Annotated in this window: 11 protein-coding genes, 3 tRNA genes and 3 rRNA genes; 3 read left to right on the top strand and 14 right to left on the bottom strand. The window is 55.5% G+C overall.

From position 1 onward, the window contains the following. Positions 1 to 14: 14 nt before the first annotated feature. Both LAC65_RS00720 and LAC65_RS00715 read right to left on the bottom strand, forming a co-directional pair. Positions 15 to 99, bottom strand: a tRNA-Tyr gene (locus tag LAC65_RS00720). A 7-nt stretch (positions 100 to 106) separates the two neighbouring features. Further along, positions 107 to 182: transfer RNA gene (locus LAC65_RS00715), tRNA-Thr, on the bottom strand. 451 nt (positions 183 to 633) lie between these two features. On the opposite strand from LAC65_RS00715, the gene coaA reads away from it, so the two are divergent. After that, complete coding sequence (gene coaA / locus LAC65_RS00710; protein ID WP_039385682.1) at positions 634 to 1,584, top strand: type I pantothenate kinase; 951 nt, start codon at positions 634 to 636, stop codon at positions 1,582 to 1,584. A 44-nt stretch (positions 1,585 to 1,628) separates the two neighbouring features. Here coaA and birA read toward each other — a convergent pair whose 3' ends face one another. The 10 genes from birA to pepQ form a co-directional block, all read right to left on the bottom strand. After that, positions 1,629 to 2,594, bottom strand: coding sequence for a bifunctional biotin--[acetyl-CoA-carboxylase] ligase/biotin operon repressor BirA (gene birA, locus LAC65_RS00705; protein WP_224144800.1), 966 nt, complete (start codon positions 2,592 to 2,594; stop codon positions 1,629 to 1,631). Then, positions 2,591 to 3,628: a UDP-N-acetylmuramate dehydrogenase gene (gene murB / locus LAC65_RS00700; RefSeq protein WP_039381822.1), complete on the bottom strand. Its 1,038-nt coding sequence runs from the start codon at positions 3,626 to 3,628 to the stop codon at positions 2,591 to 2,593. Before murB ends, birA begins: the two co-directional genes overlap by 4 nt. A 150-nt stretch (positions 3,629 to 3,778) precedes the next feature. After that, a 5S ribosomal RNA gene (gene rrf, locus LAC65_RS00695) occupies positions 3,779 to 3,894 on the bottom strand. A gap of 64 nt (positions 3,895 to 3,958) precedes the next feature. Beyond that, a 23S ribosomal RNA gene (locus LAC65_RS00690) occupies positions 3,959 to 6,864 on the bottom strand. 212 nt (positions 6,865 to 7,076) lie between these two features. Further along, positions 7,077 to 7,152 (bottom strand) — tRNA-Glu (locus LAC65_RS00685). 84 nt (positions 7,153 to 7,236) lie between these two features. Beyond that, positions 7,237 to 8,779: ribosomal RNA gene (locus LAC65_RS00680) — 16S ribosomal RNA — on the bottom strand. Together the 16S, 23S and 5S rRNA genes with 1 tRNA gene alongside form the textbook arrangement of a ribosomal RNA operon. 410 nt (positions 8,780 to 9,189) lie before the next feature. Next, on the bottom strand, positions 9,190 to 9,726 hold the full coding sequence (gene hemG, locus LAC65_RS00675) for a menaquinone-dependent protoporphyrinogen IX dehydrogenase (RefSeq protein WP_039381821.1): 537 nt from the start codon (positions 9,724 to 9,726) through the stop codon (positions 9,190 to 9,192). Positions 9,727 to 9,744: 18 nt separating this feature from the next. Next, on the bottom strand, positions 9,745 to 11,196 hold the full coding sequence (gene trkH, locus LAC65_RS00670; RefSeq protein ID WP_039381820.1) for a Trk system potassium transporter TrkH: 1,452 nt from the start codon (positions 11,194 to 11,196) through the stop codon (positions 9,745 to 9,747). Between the two features lie 17 nt (positions 11,197 to 11,213). Beyond that, positions 11,214 to 11,831: an IMPACT family protein gene (locus LAC65_RS00665; protein WP_039381819.1), complete on the bottom strand. Its 618-nt coding sequence runs from the start codon at positions 11,829 to 11,831 to the stop codon at positions 11,214 to 11,216. Then, complete coding sequence (pepQ, locus tag LAC65_RS00660; protein WP_039381818.1) at positions 11,831 to 13,162, bottom strand: Xaa-Pro dipeptidase; 1,332 nt, start codon at positions 13,160 to 13,162, stop codon at positions 11,831 to 11,833. Before pepQ ends, LAC65_RS00665 begins: the two co-directional genes overlap by 1 nt. Positions 13,163 to 13,348: 186 nt before the next feature. Between pepQ and fadB the strand changes: the two genes are divergently transcribed. Continuing rightward, the gene (gene fadB, locus LAC65_RS00655; protein ID WP_203025573.1) at positions 13,349 to 15,532 is read left to right on the top strand and encodes a fatty acid oxidation complex subunit alpha FadB; all 2,184 of its coding nucleotides are present in this window, start codon (positions 13,349 to 13,351) and stop codon (positions 15,530 to 15,532) included. A gap of 9 nt (positions 15,533 to 15,541) precedes the next feature. Next, positions 15,542 to 16,705, top strand: coding sequence for an acetyl-CoA C-acyltransferase FadA (gene fadA, locus LAC65_RS00650; protein ID WP_039381816.1), 1,164 nt, complete (start codon positions 15,542 to 15,544; stop codon positions 16,703 to 16,705). 63 nt (positions 16,706 to 16,768) lie between these two features. Here fadA and fre read toward each other — a convergent pair whose 3' ends face one another. Both fre and ubiD read right to left on the bottom strand, forming a co-directional pair. Then, on the bottom strand, positions 16,769 to 17,470 hold the full coding sequence (gene fre, locus LAC65_RS00645) for an NAD(P)H-flavin reductase (protein WP_039381815.1): 702 nt from the start codon (positions 17,468 to 17,470) through the stop codon (positions 16,769 to 16,771). Positions 17,471 to 17,501: 31 nt separating this feature from the next. Beyond that, positions 17,502 to 18,986: a 4-hydroxy-3-polyprenylbenzoate decarboxylase gene (gene ubiD / locus LAC65_RS00640; protein ID WP_039381814.1), complete on the bottom strand. Its 1,485-nt coding sequence runs from the start codon at positions 18,984 to 18,986 to the stop codon at positions 17,502 to 17,504. Positions 18,987 to 19,047: the final 61 nt, after the last annotated feature.

Raw genomic sequence — 19,047 nt, 5'->3', positions numbered from 1 at the left:
CCAGGAGGCTGAGATGGTGGTGGGAGAAGGATTCGAACCTTCGAAGTCTGTGACGGCAGATTTACAGTCTGCTCCCTTTGGCCGCTCGGGAATCCCACCTACTTGATGGTGCCGGCTACCGGAATCGAACTGGTGACCTACTGATTACAAGTCAGTTGCTCTACCAACTGAGCTAAGCCGGCATCAAGTGACGCGCATTCTAGGAAGACCGGCTCCGAGATGCAACAAGAAAATCATCATTTTTATTCTTTTGCTTACTATTTGTGCAAAAGCTCTCAACAGCAGGCATTACTGCCGCTTCTTCACTCATATCTGGTACAAATGTTCACCACCGCGTTCAGCGGCTACGCTCTGTTTTCTCTTTGACTGAACTGCCCGGGGTTAAACTATTTACTGGTTTTTTTAGCGGCTGATAGAAAAACACAGCTTTTTTCATTCCATCAGGTGAAAAAAATGTGGCGTGTTCTGCGAAAGCGCTCGCACGATCATCATTTTGCTTCTGTTTAAAGTGACACTGGTGTTAACCTCCTGCCCACTGTTTCCGTTAATTTATCTTCTATGACGCGCAATCGCGTTCAGGACGCTTCATGATGAGGCAGGGATGAACCACACTTTGCGGTCAGATATATGCTTATGAGTAGAAAAACAACGCCACTGACCACCCCTTATCTGCAATTCGACAGACAGCAGTGGGCTGCGCTGCGTGACTCAGTGCCTATGACACTGGATGAGCGTGAAGTTGAGCGCCTGCGCGGTATCAATGAAGATCTCTCTCTTGATGAGGTTGCTGAGATCTATCTTCCTCTATCACGTCTGCTGAACTTCTACATCAGTTCTAATTTGCGACGTCAGGCCGTACTGGAACAGTTTCTCGGCACCAACGGGCAAAAGATCCCTTATATCATCAGCATTGCCGGCAGCGTTGCCGTCGGAAAAAGCACGACTGCGCGCGTGCTGCAGGCGCTGCTGAGCCGCTGGCCGGAACATCGCAAAGTAGAATTGATCACCACTGATGGTTTCCTGCATCCGAATGCCGTGCTGAAAGAGCGCGGTCTGATGAAGAAGAAAGGGTTTCCGCAGTCCTACGATATGCATCGCCTGGTAAAGTTTGTTTCCGATCTCAAGTCGGGCGCCAGCCAGGTCACGGCACCGGTCTACTCGCATCTGATTTATGATGTCATCCCTGACGGCGATAAAGTGGTTGAGCAGCCTGATATCCTGATTCTGGAAGGGCTTAACGTGCTGCAGAGCGGTATGGACTACCCGCACGATCCGCATCACGTATTTGTTTCTGACTTTGTGGATTTCTCAATCTATGTGGATGCTCCGGAAACCTTACTGGAACGCTGGTACATCAACCGCTTCCTGAAATTCCGTGAAGGTGCTTTCAGCGATCCCGATTCCTACTTTCATCACTATTCGCAGCTGCCGAAAGAGGATGCCGTTAACATTGCGCGCGGGCTGTGGCAGGAAATCAACGGTCTTAACCTGAAAGAAAATATTCTGCCAACGCGTGAGCGCGCCAGCCTGATTATGACCAAAGAGGCTAACCACGCCGTTCAGAGCGTAAGGCTGAGGAAGTAACAGCAAAAAGCCCTGCGTGCAGGGCTTTTATCATAGTGCTGTGGCTAGCCGTTATCTGGCCTGAGTGAGATCTCCCCGCCAACCCAGGATTTAATCACTCCCTCCTGTTCCAGCAGCAGGCCACCCTGCTTATCTATCCCGCGCGCAATACCGTAAACTTCGCGCTCACCAATCAGTAATTTAACCGGACGATTGATAAAATTATCCAGCTTTTCCCAGCGCTGAATAAAGGGAGCCAGACCGTCGCGCTCAAAAAGCGGTAACGCCGCACGCAGACTGTTGATGATACTGGCTGCCAGCTGGTTGCGATCGATAGTCACGCCCGCTTCCTGCAGGTTGATCCAGCCCTGATTGATTTCTGAAGTGCCTTCACCCCGCATTCCCAGGTTGATGCCTGCACCCATAACAATCTGCGCCGCATCGCCGGTTTTACCGGTGAGTTCAACCAGGATGCCAGCAAGTTTACGATCGTTAAGATAGAGATCGTTTGGCCACTTCACACGGACATTTTCAGCGCCAAGGAACTGAATCACTTCAGCCATGACAATCCCTATGACCAGGCTCAGGCCCATCGCAGCAGCAGGCCCCTGCTCCAGACGCCAGTACATCGACAGATAGAGGTTGGCTCCAAAAGGCGAAAACCATTTACGTCCGCGGCGTCCACGTCCTGCCTGCTGGTACTCCGCAACGCAGGCAAAACCTGACTCAAGCTGATCCATGCGATCAAGCAGATACTGGTTGGTTGAGTCTATAACCGGAATAACGGCGATACCCGGGGTCTCCAGATGAGTATGGATAAGCGCTTCATCCAGCAGCTGCAGAGGCGCAGCCAGGCTGTAGCCTTTTCCTGTCACAGTAAAGACATCCAGACCCCAGCTTTTCAGAGTCTGTATGTGCTTATTAACTGCAGCACGGCTCATGCCCAGCGCTTCACCCAGATGTTCACCTGAGTGGAATTCACCGTCAGCCAGCAACGCAGCCAGCTTGAGAGGGACGCTTTGATCTTTCATGCAATAACCTCAACTGCATTACGCTCGCCATTGGCGCCGATAAAACGCACTTCAGGTTCCAGCCAGACATTGAACTTCTTACCCACGTGCTGCCGCACCGTATGTGCCAGTGTAATAATCTCCTGCGGCGTGGCGCGATCCTGATTGATCAGAACCAGCGCCTGCTGGCGATGTACGGCGGCGCCGCCTACGCTGAAGCCCTTAAGCTGACACTGGTCGATTAACCAGCCTGCCGCCAGTTTTACCTCGCCATCAGGCTGAGGATAGTGTGGTATCGCAGGCCACTGCGCGAGCAGCTCTGTCAGCTGCTCAGCTGAAACAAGCGGGTTTTTAAAGAAGCTGCCCACATTTCCGGTAACGCGCGGATCGGGCAGTTTGCTTTGACGCATCTGACATACAGCATGGCAGACATCCCAGGCGGTAGTCGTCGCCGGGTTAAGTTTTGCCAGATCGCCATAACTCAGTACCGGTTTCCACGCTTTCATCAGGCGCAGTCCGATCGCGATGATGACGTAATCATCTTTGAGCGCGTGTTTAAATATGCTATCGCGATAGCCAAAGCCGCACTCTTCACGATAGAGCCTTTTAGTGGCTGATGTAGGCAGATGCAGTACATCGACATAGTGACAGACATCTTTAAACTCTACGCCATAGGCACCGATATTCTGGATCGGAGCGGAGCCTGACATACCGGGAATGAGCGCCAGGTTTTCCAAGCCAGGGATCCCTTTTTTCAGGGTATATTCCACTAACTCATGCCAGTTTTCACCGGCGCCAGCGTGCACATGCCAGGCTTCTTCATGCTCTTCAGGCTGAATACCTTTGATGGCATTAACGACGACGGTGCCGTTGAAATCCTCGAGGAACAGAACATTGCTTCCTTCACCGAGGATAATAAAGGGTTGATTGCGCTGCTGGCTGGAGTGCCACGCTGCGGTAATGGCTTCTGCGCTATCAGCGATAATCAGCGATTGTGCGTCGATCTCAAGACCGAGCGTATTACATGCTTTAAGGGAGGTACCTGGGCTGGACATTTCACGGCCTTTACTGAGTAATCTGGCCGTAGTTTACCCGATTGACTAACCAGGAGTGGGTGTTTTGATGGTTTTAGTGAGGAAATTTTGCTTTTCTGCAGACGTAAAAAAGCCCTGAACGCGTGTTCAGGGCTCTCTTACTTGATGGATGCCTGGCAGTTCCCTACTCTCGCATGGGGAGGCCCCACACTACCATCGGCGCTACGGCGTTTCACTTCTGAGTTCGGCATGGGGTCAGGTGGGACCGCCGCGCTGTGGCCGCCAGGCAAATTCTGTTAATCCGGCAAAACAAGCTGAAAATCGGGTCTCTCAAAACGCCTCTGGCGTTGTAAGGTTAAGCCTCACGGGTCATTAGTACCGGTTAGCTCAACGCATCGCTGCGCTTACACACCCGGCCTATCAACGTCGTCGTCTTCAACGTCCCTTCAGGGCTCTCAGGGAGCCAGGGAGAACTCATCTCGGGGCAAGTTTCGTGCTTAGATGCTTTCAGCACTTATCTTTTCCGCACTTAGCTACCGGGCAGTGCCACTGGCGTGACAACCCGAACACCAGCGGTGCGTTCACTCCGGTCCTCTCGTACTAGGAGCAACCCCCCTCAATTCTCCAGCGCCCACGGCAGATAGGGACCGAACTGTCTCACGACGTTCTAAACCCAGCTCGCGTACCACTTTAAACGGCGAACAGCCGTACCCTTGGGACCTACTTCAGCCCCAGGATGTGATGAGCCGACATCGAGGTGCCAAACACCGCCGTCGATATGAACTCTTGGGCGGTATCAGCCTGTTATCCCCGGAGTACCTTTTATCCGTTGAGCGATGGCCCTTCCATTCAGAACCACCGGATCACTATGACCTGCTTTCGCACCTGCTCGAGCCGTCACTCTCGCAGTCAAGCTGGCTTATGCCATTGCACTAACCTCCTGATGTCCGACCAGGATTAGCCAACCTTCGTGCTCCTCCGTTACGCTTTGGGAGGAGACCGCCCCAGTCAAACTACCCACCAGACACTGTCCGCAGCCCGGATAACGGGCCCACGTTAGAACATCAAACGTTAAAGGGTGGTATTTCAAGGATGGCTCCACGCGGACTGGCGTCCGCGCTTCAAAGCCTCCCACCTATCCTACACATCAAGGCTCAATGTTCAGTGTCAAGCTGTAGTAAAGGTTCACGGGGTCTTTCCGTCTTGCCGCGGGTACACTGCATCTTCACAGCGATTTCAATTTCACTGAGTCTCGGGTGGAGACAGCCTGGCCATCATTACGCCATTCGTGCAGGTCGGAACTTACCCGACAAGGAATTTCGCTACCTTAGGACCGTTATAGTTACGGCCGCCGTTTACCGGGGCTTCGATCAAGAGCTTCTCCTTGCGGATAACCCCATCAATTAACCTTCCGGCACCGGGCAGGCGTCACACCGTATACGTCCACTTTCGTGTTTGCACAGTGCTGTGTTTTTAATAAACAGTTGCAGCCAGCTGGTATCTTCGACTGGCCTCGGCTCGGGGAGCAAGTCCCTCCACCTACGCGCCAGCGTGCCTTCTCCCGAAGTTACGGCACCATTTTGCCTAGTTCCTTCACCCGAGTTCTCTCAAGCGCCTTGGTATTCTCTACCTGACCACCTGTGTCGGTTTGGGGTACGATTTCGTGTTGCCTGGAGCTTAGAGGCTTTTCCTGGAAGCAGGGCATCAGTTACTTCGGCTCCGTAGAGCCTCGTCGTCACGCCTCAGTGTTAAAGAAGACCGGATTTGCCTGGTCCTCACACCTGCACGCTTAAACCGGGACAACCGTCGCCCGGATAACCTAGCCTTCTCCGTCCCCCCTTCGCAGCAACACCAAGTGCAGGAATATTAACCTGCTTCCCATCGACTACGCCTTTCGGCCTCGCCTTAGGGGTCGACTCACCCTGCCCCGATTAACGTTGGACAGGAACCCTTGGTCTTCCGGCGAGCGGGCTTTTCACCCGCTTTATCGTTACTTATGTCAGCATTCGCACTTCTGATACCTCCAGCATGCCTCACAGCACGCCTTCTGCGGCTTACAGAACGCTCCCCTACCCAGCGACGCAAGCGTCGCTGCCGCAGCTTCGGTGCATGGTTTAGCCCCGTTACATCTTCCGCGCAGGCCGACTCGACCAGTGAGCTATTACGCTTTCTTTAAATGATGGCTGCTTCTAAGCCAACATCCTGGCTGTCTGTGCCTTCCCACATCGTTTCCCACTTAACCATGACTTTGGGACCTTAGCTGGCGGTCTGGGTTGTTTCCCTCTTCACGACGGACGTTAGCACCCGCCGTGTGTCTCCCGTGATAACATTCTCCGGTATTCGCAGTTTGCATCGGGTTGGTAAGCCGGGATGGCCCCCTAGCCGAAACAGTGCTCTACCCCCGGAGATGAGTTCACGAGGCGCTACCTAAATAGCTTTCGGGGAGAACCAGCTATCTCCCGGTTTGATTGGCCTTTCACCCCCAGCCACAGGTCATCCGCTAATTTTTCAACATTAGTCGGTTCGGTCCTCCAGTTAGTGTTACCCAACCTTCAACCTGCCCATGGCTAGATCACCGGGTTTCGGGTCTATACCCTGCAACTTAGCGCCCAATTAAGACTCGGTTTCCCTACGGCTCCCCTATGCGGTTAACCTTGCTACAGAATATAAGTCGCTGACCCATTATACAAAAGGTACGCAGTCACCCCCATAAAGAAGGCTCCCACTGCTTGTACGTACACGGTTTCAGGTTCTGTTTCACTCCCCTCGCCGGGGTTCTTTTCGCCTTTCCCTCACGGTACTGGTTCACTATCGGTCAGTCAGGAGTATTTAGCCTTGGAGGATGGTCCCCCCATATTCAGACAGGATACCACGTGTCCCGCCCTACTCTTCGAGCTCACAGCAAGTGCGTTTTCGTGTACGGGGCTGTCACCCGGTATCGCGCGCCTTTCCAGACGCTTCCACTAACGCACAAGCTGATTCAGGCTCTGGGCTGCTCCCCGTTCGCTCGCCGCTACTGGGGGAATCTCGGTTGATTTCTTTTCCTCGGGGTACTTAGATGTTTCAGTTCCCCCGGTTCGCTTCGCAGCACTATGTATTCATGCTGCGATGATGCACTGGGTGCACCGGGTTTCCCCATTCGGACATCGCCGGCTGTAGCGGTTCATATCACCTTGCCGGCGCTTTTCGCAGATTAGCACGTCCTTCATCGCCTCTGACTGCCAGGGCATCCACCGTGTACGCTTGGTCGCTTAACCTCACAACCCACAGGCGTTTTGAACGCTGTGAATCGCGATAATCTTGAGACCCGGCCGCATCATGCCTCGTTCTTATTACGGAGAACGAATACGACGCGGTCGTTTCAAATTTTCAGCTTGTTCCGGATTGTTAAAGAGCAAATACTTCGCAATATGCTTAACAGCATATTCTGAAGTATTAATGGCAATGTCTTTCACTCATTACCAGCAAATGGCGTCCCCTAGGGGATTCGAACCCCTGTTACCGCCGTGAAAGGGCGGTGTCCTAGGCCTCTAGACGAAGGGGACACTAAGTCTCATTCGTAAGACGCTTTGCTCGTTACTTTCTATCAGACAATCTGTGTGAGCACTTCGCGGGAAGGTATCTTCAGGTAAGGAGGTGATCCAACCGCAGGTTCCCCTACGGTTACCTTGTTACGACTTCACCCCAGTCATGAATCACAAAGTGGTAAGCGCCCTCCCGAAGGTTAAGCTACCTACTTCTTTTGCAACCCACTCCCATGGTGTGACGGGCGGTGTGTACAAGGCCCGGGAACGTATTCACCGTAGCATTCTGATCTACGATTACTAGCGATTCCGACTTCACGGAGTCGAGTTGCAGACTCCGATCCGGACTACGACGCACTTTATGAGGTCCGCTTGCTCTCGCGAGGTCGCTTCTCTTTGTATGCGCCATTGTAGCACGTGTGTAGCCCTGGCCGTAAGGGCCATGATGACTTGACGTCATCCCCACCTTCCTCCGGTTTATCACCGGCAGTCTCCTTTGAGTTCCCGGCACGACCCGCTGGCAACAAAGGATAAGGGTTGCGCTCGTTGCGGGACTTAACCCAACATTTCACAACACGAGCTGACGACAGCCATGCAGCACCTGTCTCAGAGTTCCCGAAGGCACCGAAGCATCTCTGCTAAGTTCTCTGGATGTCAAGGCCAGGTAAGGTTCTTCGCGTTGCATCGAATTAAACCACATGCTCCACCGCTTGTGCGGGCCCCCGTCAATTCATTTGAGTTTTAACCTTGCGGCCGTACTCCCCAGGCGGTCGACTTAACGCGTTAGCTCCGGAAGCCACTCCTCAGGGGAACAGCCTCCAAGTCGACATCGTTTACGGCGTGGACTACCAGGGTATCTAATCCTGTTTGCTCCCCACGCTTTCGCACCTGAGCGTCAGTCTTCGTCCAGGGGGCCGCCTTCGCCACCGGTATTCCTCCAGATCTCTACGCATTTCACCGCTACACCTGGAATTCTACCCCCCTCTACGAGACTCAAGCCTGCCAGTTTCAAATGCAGTTCCCAGGTTAAGCCCGGGGATTTCACATCTGACTTAACAGACCGCCTGCGTGCGCTTTACGCCCAGTAATTCCGATTAACGCTTGCACCCTCCGTATTACCGCGGCTGCTGGCACGGAGTTAGCCGGTGCTTCTTCTGCGGGTAACGTCAATCGGCGAGGTTATTAACCTCACCGCCTTCCTCCCCGCTGAAAGTACTTTACAACCCGAAGGCCTTCTTCATACACGCGGCATGGCTGCATCAGGCTTGCGCCCATTGTGCAATATTCCCCACTGCTGCCTCCCGTAGGAGTCTGGACCGTGTCTCAGTTCCAGTGTGGCTGGTCATCCTCTCAGACCAGCTAGGGATCGTCGCCTAGGTGAGCCGTTACCCCACCTACTAGCTAATCCCATCTGGGCACATCCGGTGGCGTGAGGTCCGAAGATCCCCCACTTTGGTCCGAAGACGTTATGCGGTATTAGCTACCGTTTCCAGTAGTTATCCCCCTCCACCGGGCAGTTTCCCAGACATTACTCACCCGTCCGCCACTCGTCACCCGGAGAGCAAGCTCCCCTGTGCTACCGTCCGACTTGCATGTGTTAGGCCTGCCGCCAGCGTTCAATCTGAGCCATGATCAAACTCTTCAATTTAAAGTTTGATTTGCTTAAACAAGTTAAGCGGTGCTCTGTGAATTAAACTTCGTAATGAATTACGTGTTCACTCAGCAAAGACTTGATATTTTTTAAAGCCCGTAGGCTTGTGATATCAATCCTGCGAGTGCCCACACAGATTGTCTGATAAATTGTTAAAGAGCGGTGCAGCCAGCGCCTTAAGCGTCTGCTGCGAGGTGGCGTATATTACGCTTTCCTCCTCCGGAGTCAACCACTTTTTTCAGCGTTTTCTCCGGCGGAAGTTCTTACCGAATCTTCCTGTCGACGCCGTTTCCGTAAGCCGGTGTGCCGTGTCGATGGAGGCGCATTATAGGGAGTTCTTCCGGGCTGACAAGCGTTAAATACAAAAAAAGAATCGTTCGCGCTATTTTTCGCCACAACGCTCTATTTCACAACGATTTGCCTGGTAACTGCGCAAATTCATACGCAAATCTGCTCACTGCAGACCAGTCGGTGTACTCGACTTCTTTAGAGGTATCGGTTTCACCACCGGTCATGCGCATAATTAACTGAATCATTACCCGATCAAACCAGCGATAGCGCGGATAACGTAACGCGCCGGCAAACACAGCGCAGCAGTCGGGCTGCCACGGTGACTGCTCAAGAAATTTGCGGGTATAGGCATTGGTTTGCGGGGAACGCTTGTCAGCTTTGCGCGCCGTCAGATTCACGCTAAAAAATCCGCTTACCCGCTGCTGCAGCGACTGCCGGTGCTGCGTGACAAACGTCATCAGCGCCGTATCAAAATGACCATAGCGAATCGAGGCGCCTATCAGTACGCGATCGTACTGCGACCAGTCAATCTGTCTCGTCTCTGCAAGATCCTGCACATCACATAACTGCTGCGGTACCAGAGTCTGAGCAATACGCGCTGCAATTTCGCGGGTTTGTCCGTCGCGGGTGGAATAAAGTATTAATGCTTTCATTACAGGTTCCTGTTTCTCTTATTCACGCCAGAAAGTCGGCGTGAACAGCACCAGCAGCGTAAAGACCTCAAGACGCCCGAACAGCATCGTCAGGATCAATATCCATTTCGCCACATCATTCATGGTTGTGAAGTTGTCTGCGACTACACCCAGCCCCGGCCCAAGGTTGTTCAGCGTTGCCGCAACGGCAGCAAACGCGGAGAAGTCATCAACGCCGGTCGCGATAATGGCCAGCATGCTGAGCAGAAACACCAGCGCATAGGCGGAGAAGAAACCCCATACCGCTTCCAGAATACGCTCCGGCAGCGCCCGGTTGCCAAGCTTAATGGTGTAGACCGCATTGGGGTGCACCAGACGTTTTAGCTCACGTGAACCCTGCTTGAACAATAGCAGAATACGAATAACCTTCAGGCCGCCCCCGGTTGAGCCTGCCATACCACCGATAAATGCTGAGCAGAGCAGCAGCACCGGCAGGAACAGCGGCCAGCGTGCAATGCTATCTGTGGTGAAGCCCGCCGTTGTTGCCCATGACACCACCTGGAAAAAAGCCTGATTCAGCGTTTGCCAGCCGCTGTCATAAACATTATGCAGCCAGAGCACCAGCGTGCAGATCACCACCAGCGTAAACTGCACGCCAATAAACATCCGGAATTCAGGATCGCGCCAGTAAACTTTCAGGTTACGCCCGCTCAGCAGTGAAAAGTGCAAACCGTAGTTACAGCCGGAAATCAGCAGAAAAATCGCAACAATCGTATTGATTGTCGGACTGTTAAAATAGCCGATGCTGGCGTCGTGCGTGGAGAAACCGCCAATAGCGATGGTAGAAAAGCTGTGCCCGATAGCGTCAAACATCGGCATGCCGGCCAGCCACAGGGCCAGCGCGCAGGCGATGGTCAGCACAACATAAATCAGCCACAGCGTTTTTGCTGTCTCTGCAATACGCGGCCGCATCTTATTGTCCTTCAGCGGCCCGGGCATTTCGGCGCGATAAAGCTGCATGCCACCAACGCCCAGAATCGGCAGTATGGCAACGGCCAGCACGATAATCCCCATACCGCCCAGCCACTGCAGCATCTGCCGGTAAAACAGAATCGCTTTCGGCAGGGAGTCGAGCCCCACCAGCGTCGTTGCACCCGTCGTCGTCAGGCCGGAAAAGGATTCGAAAAAGGCATCGGTCGCGGAGAGGTGAGGCTGCTCGGCAAAGATAAACGGCATTGCACCGACGCTGCCCAGTACCGTCCAGAACAGCACCACAATCAGAAAGCCTTCGCGCGGTTTAAGTTCGGTCTTCTGTTTACGGTTGGGCCACCAGAGCAGCGAACCAATGACAATCGCCATCAGGAACGTCTGACTGAAGGCGCGGCCGGCACCGTCGCGATAAATCAGCGCCACTAAACCCGGTACAATCATGGTTACCGAGAATAAAATAACCAGCAGACCCACAATGCGGGTAATGGCGCGGAAGTGCATTCAGCCGTGTCCTTTGTTCAGTTATCCAGCGGGAGCAGCGCTAGCGCACCCCGGCTGTAGTCAGAGAGGTTTTGCTTAAAGGCCGCTATCTGCGCATGAGGCAGCGCAATGCGCAGCGTGATGCAATCTTCATAGCGGCTCTCTTCAGTAACGCCGTCAAAACGCTGCAGCAGGCGTTCTATATCGCTCATCTGTGCATAATCACAGCGCAGCATAAAAGATTGCATCGGCATTTTGCGCTGACGCGGCAGCTGTTTCAGTCCCTGCTGCACCCCGCCGCCGTAAGCTTTGACCAGCCCGCCGGTCCCCAGCATGATGCCGCCATAATAGCGTACGACTACGGCAGTGATCTCACCAAGGCCGCTCCCCATCAGCTGCGCCAGCATCGGCTTACCTGCCGTGCCGGAGGGTTCGCCATCGTCGGAGAAGCCCAGCTGCTGTGAATCGTCCGGAGCACCGGCAACCCAGGCCCAGCAGTGATGCCGCGCAGCGGGATGCTCGCTTTTGACCCGCTGCACAAACGCCCGCGCCGCTTCAGCACCCGGCGTATGCGCCAGCAGAGTGATAAAGCGGCTTTTTTTGATCGTCTCTTCGCTGCTGCTTATCGCCTCAGCCGGAATATCATAAGCGTCCATCAGGCCAGGTGCAGGTCGCGCGTCATGTTCTCAATGCGATTAGGGTGGATCACCACATTATCTTCAATGCGAATTCCGCCATACGGCTTCAGCGCATCAATCGCCTGCCAGTCAAAGTGCTGGGTGTACCTACCCCCGCGTAGCGGCGCCAGCAGCGAATCGATAATATAGAAGCCCGGCTCAATGGTCAGTACCATGCCGGGCTCCAGCACCCGGGTGCAGCGCAGATAAGGGTATTGCGCCGGCGCAGCCAGATGCGTGCCGCGATCGTCCTGCATAAAACCGGCCACATCATGTACCTGCAGCCCGAGGGGATGACCCAGGCCGTGCGGCATGAAAGGTCCGGTGAGATTCTCTGCCACCAGCGCCTCTTCCGTCAGGCCTTTTACCAGACCAAATTTCAGCAACAAACGCGCAATGCGCTGATGCATCTGCAGATGATAATCGGTATAGCGCACGCCCGCTTTCAGCGTAGCGATCAGCGCCAGCTCCTCTTTATTCATTGCCTCCACCAGCTCGGCATAGCGCGTTTTACTTTGCGCCGCATAGCTGCGGGTTAAATCTGCTGCATATCCTGCATACTCAGCGCCGGCGTCAATCAGGAAGCTGTGACGTTTGGCTGGCGGCTGGTGATCGAGCCGGGTGTAGTGCAGCACGGCTGCATGTTCGTTCAGCGCCACAATATTGCCATACGGCACATCCGTATCCCGGTGCCCGGTAGCGGTAAGATAGGCGAGGTTAATATCGAACTCGCTCATGCCGGAGAAAAACGCCTCTTTAGCCGCGCGATGGCCAGCAACCGCCAGCTTCTGCGCCTGACGCAGGCAGGCGAGCTCATAATCCGTTTTGATACTGCGATGATAATGCAGGAAATCGATGACCGCCTGCGGGTTGATCTGCGCGCTGCTGAAGCCCAGCTGCGCAGCACGTTCCGGTACCGGGCCAATGTAGGCGACGTTTTCACGCGATGCTGGCAGCAGCTGTGCAATCTCATCTGCATTTTTCAGCCCGATGACATCAACATCTCCGGTCCAGAAGCTCTCCGGCAGCGGCTCGACGTTATGCCAGTAGTCGACGGGTGAATAGAACCACAGTTTAGGTTTATTGCTGCCGTCGACCCACAGCCAGCAGTTCGGCACCTGCGTGACCGGCACCCAGGCTTTGAACTGCGGATTCACTTTAAACGGATAGGTGTGATCATCCAGAAAAACGGTCTGTAGCTCGCCGGAGTGGATCAGCAGCGCATCCAGTTTGCCGCGCGCCAGAATCTGTTGCGCCCGCTGCTGCAGCGTTTTGATATGCGCCTGATACAGTGTTTTCAGTGAATCCATGAACGAGTCTCCGATGTCGCGAAAGTGGCCGCAGTGTAGCATAGCCGCGCCGCTATTGGCGCGCCAGCCAGCCTGTGATCGCGGTATCAAATAAGCACACTGCCGTTTGCAAAAGAGGGGCAGGCCGCTCACACTCCTGTTCATCTGGTATGACCAGATCACTTTTCGCGGTTTCAGGAGACGGATATGCTCTACCAAGGCGATACCCTTTCATTACACTGGCTCGAAGACGGCGTTGCCGAGCTGGTTTTCGATGCTCCCGGCTCGGTCAATAAACTTGATATTAAAACCGTCGCCAGCCTGGGAGAGGCGCTGAATGTATTGCAGCAGCAGCCCGGTCTGCGCGGTCTGCTGTTAAGCTCCGCCAAACCCGCTTTTATCGTCGGCGCGGATATCACCGAGTTTCTTTCGCTGTTTGATGCCCCTGAAGAGAAACTGAGCGCGTGGCTGACCTTTGCTAACAGCATTTTTAACCGGCTGGAAGATCTGCCGGTGCCGACCATTGCCGCCATTGATGGCTATGCGCTGGGGGGTGGCTGCGAGTGTGTGCTGGCAACCGATCTGCGCGTCGCGACGCCGGAGACGCGTATTGGCCTGCCGGAAACCCGGCTCGGCATCATGCCAGGCTTTGGCGGTAGCGTGCGTTTGCCGCGCCTGCTGGGAGCCGACTGCGCGCTGGAGATCATTGCCGCCGGCAAAGATGTGGATGGATTAAGCGCGCTGAAGCTGGGTCTGGTCGATGCCGTGGTCAGCCGCGACAAACTGCGCAGCGCCGCGCTCACTATGCTGCACGACGCCATTACCCAGCAGAGCTGGCAGGCACGCCGGGCGCCGAAGCTGGCGCCGCTGAAGCTGAGTCCGGTTGAAGCCGCGATGAGCTTTACGCTGGCGAAAAGCATGGTGCTGCAGACGGCAGGTAAACACTACCCTGCCCCGCTGACAGCGGTGAAAACAATTGAAGCTGCCGCCGGGCTGACGCGCGATGATGCGCTTAAGCTTGAAACGGCTGCGTTTGTGCCGCTGGCACAGAGCGATGTTGCCCGCGCGCTGGTCGGCATTTTCCTTAACGATCAATATGTCAAAAGCCTGGCGAAAAAACATAGCGCCCGCGCAGAGCTGCCGCAGCAGGCCGCCGTGCTGGGTGCCGGCATCATGGGGGGCGGGATTGCCTGGCAGTCAGCGTGGAAAGGCGTACCCGTTATCCTGAAAGATATCAGTGAAAAAGCGCTGACGCTGGGTATGAATGAAGCCAGCAAGCTGCTGAATAAGCAGCTGGCGCGCGGCAAAATTGATGGTGCGAAACTTGCTGCCGTGCTGACAACTATCCAGCCGGTGCTGGAGTATAGCGGTTTCCGCCGCGCTGATGTGGTGGTAGAAGCGGTAGTGGAGAATCCGGCGGTCAAAGCGAAAGTGCTCGCTGAGACCGAACAGCAGCTGCGGGACGATGCCATTCTCGCCTCCAACACCTCAACCATCCCGATTAGCGAACTGGCGAAAGCGCTGCAGCGTCCGCAAAATTTCTGCGGTATGCACTTTTTCAATCCGGTACCGCGCATGCCGCTGGTGGAAGTGATCCGCGGCGAACAGACCTCAGAAGCGACCATCAGTAAGGTGGTGGCGTGGGCCAGCAAAATGGGAAAAACAGCGGTCGTGGTTAACGATTGTCCCGGTTTCTTTGTTAACCGGGTACTGTTCCCCTATTTTGCGGCTTTCAGCCTGCTGCTGCGCGACGGCGCTGATTATCGCCAGATTGATAAAGCCATGGAGCAGCAGTTTGGCTGGCCAATGGGGCCGGCGTGGCTGCTGGATGTGGTCGGTATCGATACCGCCCATCATGCGCAGCAGGTCATGGCGCAGGGCTTTCCGGCGCGCATGCAGAAAAACTATCGGGATGCCATCGATGTCCTGTTTGATGCGGGCCGGTTTGGGCAGAAAAACGGCCTCGGCTTCTACCGCTGGGAACAGGATAAAAAAGGCAAACCGCAGAAGATACACGATCCGGACGCCGATACGCTGCTGAGCAGCGTCAGTGAACCAGCACGCGCATTCAGCAATGAAGAGATTATCAACCGTATGATGCTGCCGATGCTGCATGAAGTGGTGCGCTGTCTGGAAGAGAAGATTATCGCCTCACCGGCAGAAGCAGATATGGCGCTGGTCTATGGCCTCGGCTTCCCGCCATTCCGCGGCGGCGCTTTCCGCTATCTTGATACGCTCGGTAACAGCAATGTGGTCGACCAGGCCAGACGCTACGCACATCTCGGCGCGCTTTATACGCTGCCGGAGGCGCTGGTGCAGCGTGCGCACGCGCATCAGAGCTGGTACCCCGCCGTTCAACCTATTGATGAAGCGTCGCTGCAGCGCGCCTGAGGAACAGAGATGGAAAATGTCGTCATTATTGATGCCGCACGCACGCCCATGGGCCGCTCTAAAGGCGGCGCCTTTCGTCAGGTGCGGGCGGAAGATCTCTCAGCACATCTGATGCGGGAGCTGCTGAGCCGCAACCCGGCGATCGACCCCGCCTCGCTGGATGATATCATCTGGGGCTGCGTGCAGCAGACGCTGGAGCAGGGATTTAATATTGCGCGCAACGCGGCGCTGCTGGCGGAAATTCCGCACCGCGTGCCCGCCAGCACGGTGAATCGCCTCTGCGGTTCATCTATGCAGGCGCTGCATGATGCTGCCCGGGCCATTATGACCGGCGATGCGCAGATCTGTCTGATTGGCGGCGTTGAGCATATGGGCCATGTCCCGATGAGCCACGGCGTTGATTTCCATCCCGGCCTGAGCCGGACAGTAGCAAAAGCCGCCGGCATGATGGGCCTGACAGCGGAAATGCTGGCGCGCATGCACCATATCAGCCGCGAACAGCAGGATGCGTTTGCTTTCCGCTCGCATCAGCGTGCATGGGCGGCGACGCAGCGCGGCGATTTTGCCCGCGAAATTATTCCCACCTGGGGGCACGACTCCGATGGCGTGCTGAAGCGCTATGAGAGTGATGAGGTCATCCGTCCGGAGACCAGCCTGGAGGGTCTGGCCGCGCTGCGGCCGGCGTTTGATCCGGTGAGCGGCACGGTGACCGCCGGCAGTTCATCCGCGCTTTCTGACGGCGCTGCCGCCATGCTGATCATGAGTGAAAGCCGCGCCCGTGAACTGGGCATCACCCCGCGTGCGCGTATCCGCAGTATGGCGGTAACCGGCTGCGATCCTTCAATTATGGGATACGGCCCGGTTCCCGCCAGCAAAATGGCGCTGAAGCGTGCCGGACTCAGCGCAGCGGATATCGGACTGTTTGAACTTAATGAGGCTTTTGCTGCGCAAACCCTGCCCTGCATCAAAGATTTAGGGCTTATGGCGCAGATGGATGAGAAAGTAAACCTGAATGGCGGGGCGATTGCGCTGGGGCATCCGCTGGGCTGTTCCGGCGCGCGCATCAGCACCACCCTGCTCAACCAGATGACACAGCATGACGTGCAGTTTGGCCTGGCAACCATGTGTATCGGCCTGGGTCAGGGCATCGCCACCGTATTTGAACGTATCTAAAACAGAGACCTGTGAATCGCACGTGTTCCCGCCCTTCCGGGCGGGCTTTTTTACGGCTGCGCCTCAGATAAACGCAAAGGCATCGCCATACATCTGCGCTTCCAGCGCGCCGCGCTCGCTGCAGAAACGCTCACGGGCAATTTTTGCCATCTCAAAGCGTCCGGCGATATAGATGTCATGGCCGCTCAGATCGGCATGATCCTGCATAACGGCGGTCAGTACCGTCCCGCTGCGCCCCTGCCAGCCATCTGCAGGCTGCTCAACCACTGGAATCACCTTGAGATTCGGGTGTTTTACCGCCAGCGCTTCCAGCTCATCCATATCGTAGAGGTGCTGCAGTTCACGTCCGCCCCAGTAAATGGCGATATCACGATCGGGCTGCTGCGCCAGCGCGGTCAGCAGCAGTGAACGCGCGTAGGAAAAGCCGGTGCCGCCGGCGATCAGAATCACCGGGCGCTCGCTCTCTTCCCGCAGCCACGCATCACCATGCGGCATATCAATCGTTACCTGGCGGTCGCTTCTGATGCGATCCATCACGGCCATAGCGTAAAGATTGAGATCGGATGCGCCAATGTGCAGCTCAATAATCTCTTTCTCCATTGGCGTTGAGGCAATGGAGAAAGGACGCTTGTCGCGCTCATCCATTACCACCATCAGATACTGACCGGCGCGAAAGCTAAATTCCGCTTCCGGGATCAGGCGCACGCGATATACGGTGTCGGTAATCGCCTCAACCGAAGTCACTTTGCAGCTTAACGTCGTCATAATTGCCCTTTCTTATGGTTCTCTGCTGCCGTCAGCGCTGCGGCGGTTCGGCAAAGATTGCTAACTCATCCCAGATTGCGTCAATACGCGCGGTGACCGCCGGATCTTTGACGATCGGCGTGCCCCACTCGCGCTGCGTTTCACCCGGCCATTTATTAGTAGCATCCAGCCCCATTTTGGAGCCCAGCCCCGAAACCGGTGAAGCAAAGTCGAGGTAATCGATCGGCGTATTCTCTACCAGTACGGTATCGCGCGCCGGGTCCATGCGGGTGGTAATCGCCCAAATCACATCATTCCAGTCGCGCGCGTTTACGTCGTCGTCACACACAATAACAAATTTGGTGTACATAAACTGACGCAGAAATGACCAGACGCCAAACATCACCCGCTTGGCATGTCCTGCGTACTGTTTTTTAATCGTCACTACCGCCAGGCGGTAGGAGCAGCCTTCAGGCGGCAGATAAAAATCGACAATTTCCGGAAACTGTTTGATTAAGATTGGCACCAGCACTTCATTCAGTGCCACCCCCAGTACCGCAGGCTCATCGGGTGGACGACCGGTATAGGTGGAATGATAGATCGGTTTACGCCGCTGCGTAACGTGCGTAACGGTAAAGACCGGAAAGCTGTCTACTTCATTATAGTAACCGGTATGGTCGCCATAGGGACCTTCCGGCGCCATGTCGCCCGGTTCAATGTAGCCTTCCAGCACAATTTCCGCGCTGGCGGGCACTTCCAGATCGCAGGAGACGCATTTTACCACTTCGGTTTTATTGCCGCGCAGCAGGCCGGCGAAGGCGTACTCCGAGAGCGTATCCGGCACCGGCGTGACCGCGCCCAGTATGGTGGCGGGATCGGCACCCAGCGCCACCGCGACCGGAAAGCGTTCGCCGGGGTGGGCTTTGCACCACTCCTGAAAATCGAGCGCGCCGCCGCGGTGCGACAGCCAGCGCATAATCAGCCGGTTTTTGCCGATAACCTGCTGGCGGTAGATCCCCAGGTTCTGCCGCTCTTTATGCGGTCCGCGCGAAACGGTCAGCCCCCAGGTAATCAGCGGTGCCGCATCGCCAGGCCAGCACTTCATCACCGGAATACGCGACAAATCAACCTCATCGCCGCTGAAGATCTCTTCCTGACAGGGAGCATTGCGCAGACGCTTTGTTGGCATATTCAGCACCTGCTTAAACTGCGGCATTTTGTCAAAGAGATCGCGGAAGCCTTTGGGCGGCTCCGGCTCCTTCAGAAATGCCAGCAGTTTACCGACGTCGCGCAGCGCGCTGACCTCCTCCTGCCCCATACCCATCGCCACGCGCTTTGGCGTGCCAAACAGGTTACACAGCACCGGCATGTCATACCCTTTGGGGTTTTCAAACAGCAGCGCCGGGCCGCCGGCACGCAGCGTGCGGTCGGCGATTTCGGTCATCTCCAGTTCAGGATCAATCTCCTGAGTGATGCGCTTGAGCTCGCCACGCTGTTCCAGCAGCGAAAGAAAATCTCGTAAGTCCTGGTATTTCATGTGGCTTCAGTTTTCCGGCCAGAGTGAATCGGGAAATCGTGCAGATCCGTAATGGTCTGGC

It is taken from the genome of Pantoea eucrina (genome assembly GCF_020079945.1).
GTDB lineage: Bacteria > Pseudomonadota > Gammaproteobacteria > Enterobacterales > Enterobacteriaceae > Pantoea > Pantoea eucrina.
Note: the sequence above shows the minus strand (reverse complement) of the source record. Positions and strands in the feature narration are given on the sequence as shown.

Coding starts and splice junctions, on each gene's coding strand:
- coaA (WP_039385682.1), top strand. CDS start 634: ATGAGTAGAAAAACAACGCCACTGACCACCCCTTATCTGCAATTCGAC.
- ubiD (WP_039381814.1), bottom strand. CDS start 18,986: ATGAAATACCAGGACTTACGAGATTTTCTTTCGCTGCTGGAACAGCGT.
- LAC65_RS00665 (WP_039381819.1), bottom strand. CDS start 11,831: ATGGACGCTTATGATATTCCGGCTGAGGCGATAAGCAGCAGCGAAGAG.
- fre (WP_039381815.1), bottom strand. CDS start 17,470: ATGACGACGTTAAGCTGCAAAGTGACTTCGGTTGAGGCGATTACCGAC.
- pepQ (WP_039381818.1), bottom strand. CDS start 13,162: ATGGATTCACTGAAAACACTGTATCAGGCGCATATCAAAACGCTGCAG.
- fadA (WP_039381816.1), top strand. CDS start 15,542: ATGGAAAATGTCGTCATTATTGATGCCGCACGCACGCCCATGGGCCGC.
- fadB (WP_203025573.1), top strand. CDS start 13,349: ATGCTCTACCAAGGCGATACCCTTTCATTACACTGGCTCGAAGACGGC.
- hemG (WP_039381821.1), bottom strand. CDS start 9,726: ATGAAAGCATTAATACTTTATTCCACCCGCGACGGACAAACCCGCGAA.
- trkH (WP_039381820.1), bottom strand. CDS start 11,196: ATGCACTTCCGCGCCATTACCCGCATTGTGGGTCTGCTGGTTATTTTA.
- birA (WP_224144800.1), bottom strand. CDS start 2,594: ATGAAAGATCAAAGCGTCCCTCTCAAGCTGGCTGCGTTGCTGGCTGAC.
- murB (WP_039381822.1), bottom strand. CDS start 3,628: ATGTCCAGCCCAGGTACCTCCCTTAAAGCATGTAATACGCTCGGTCTT.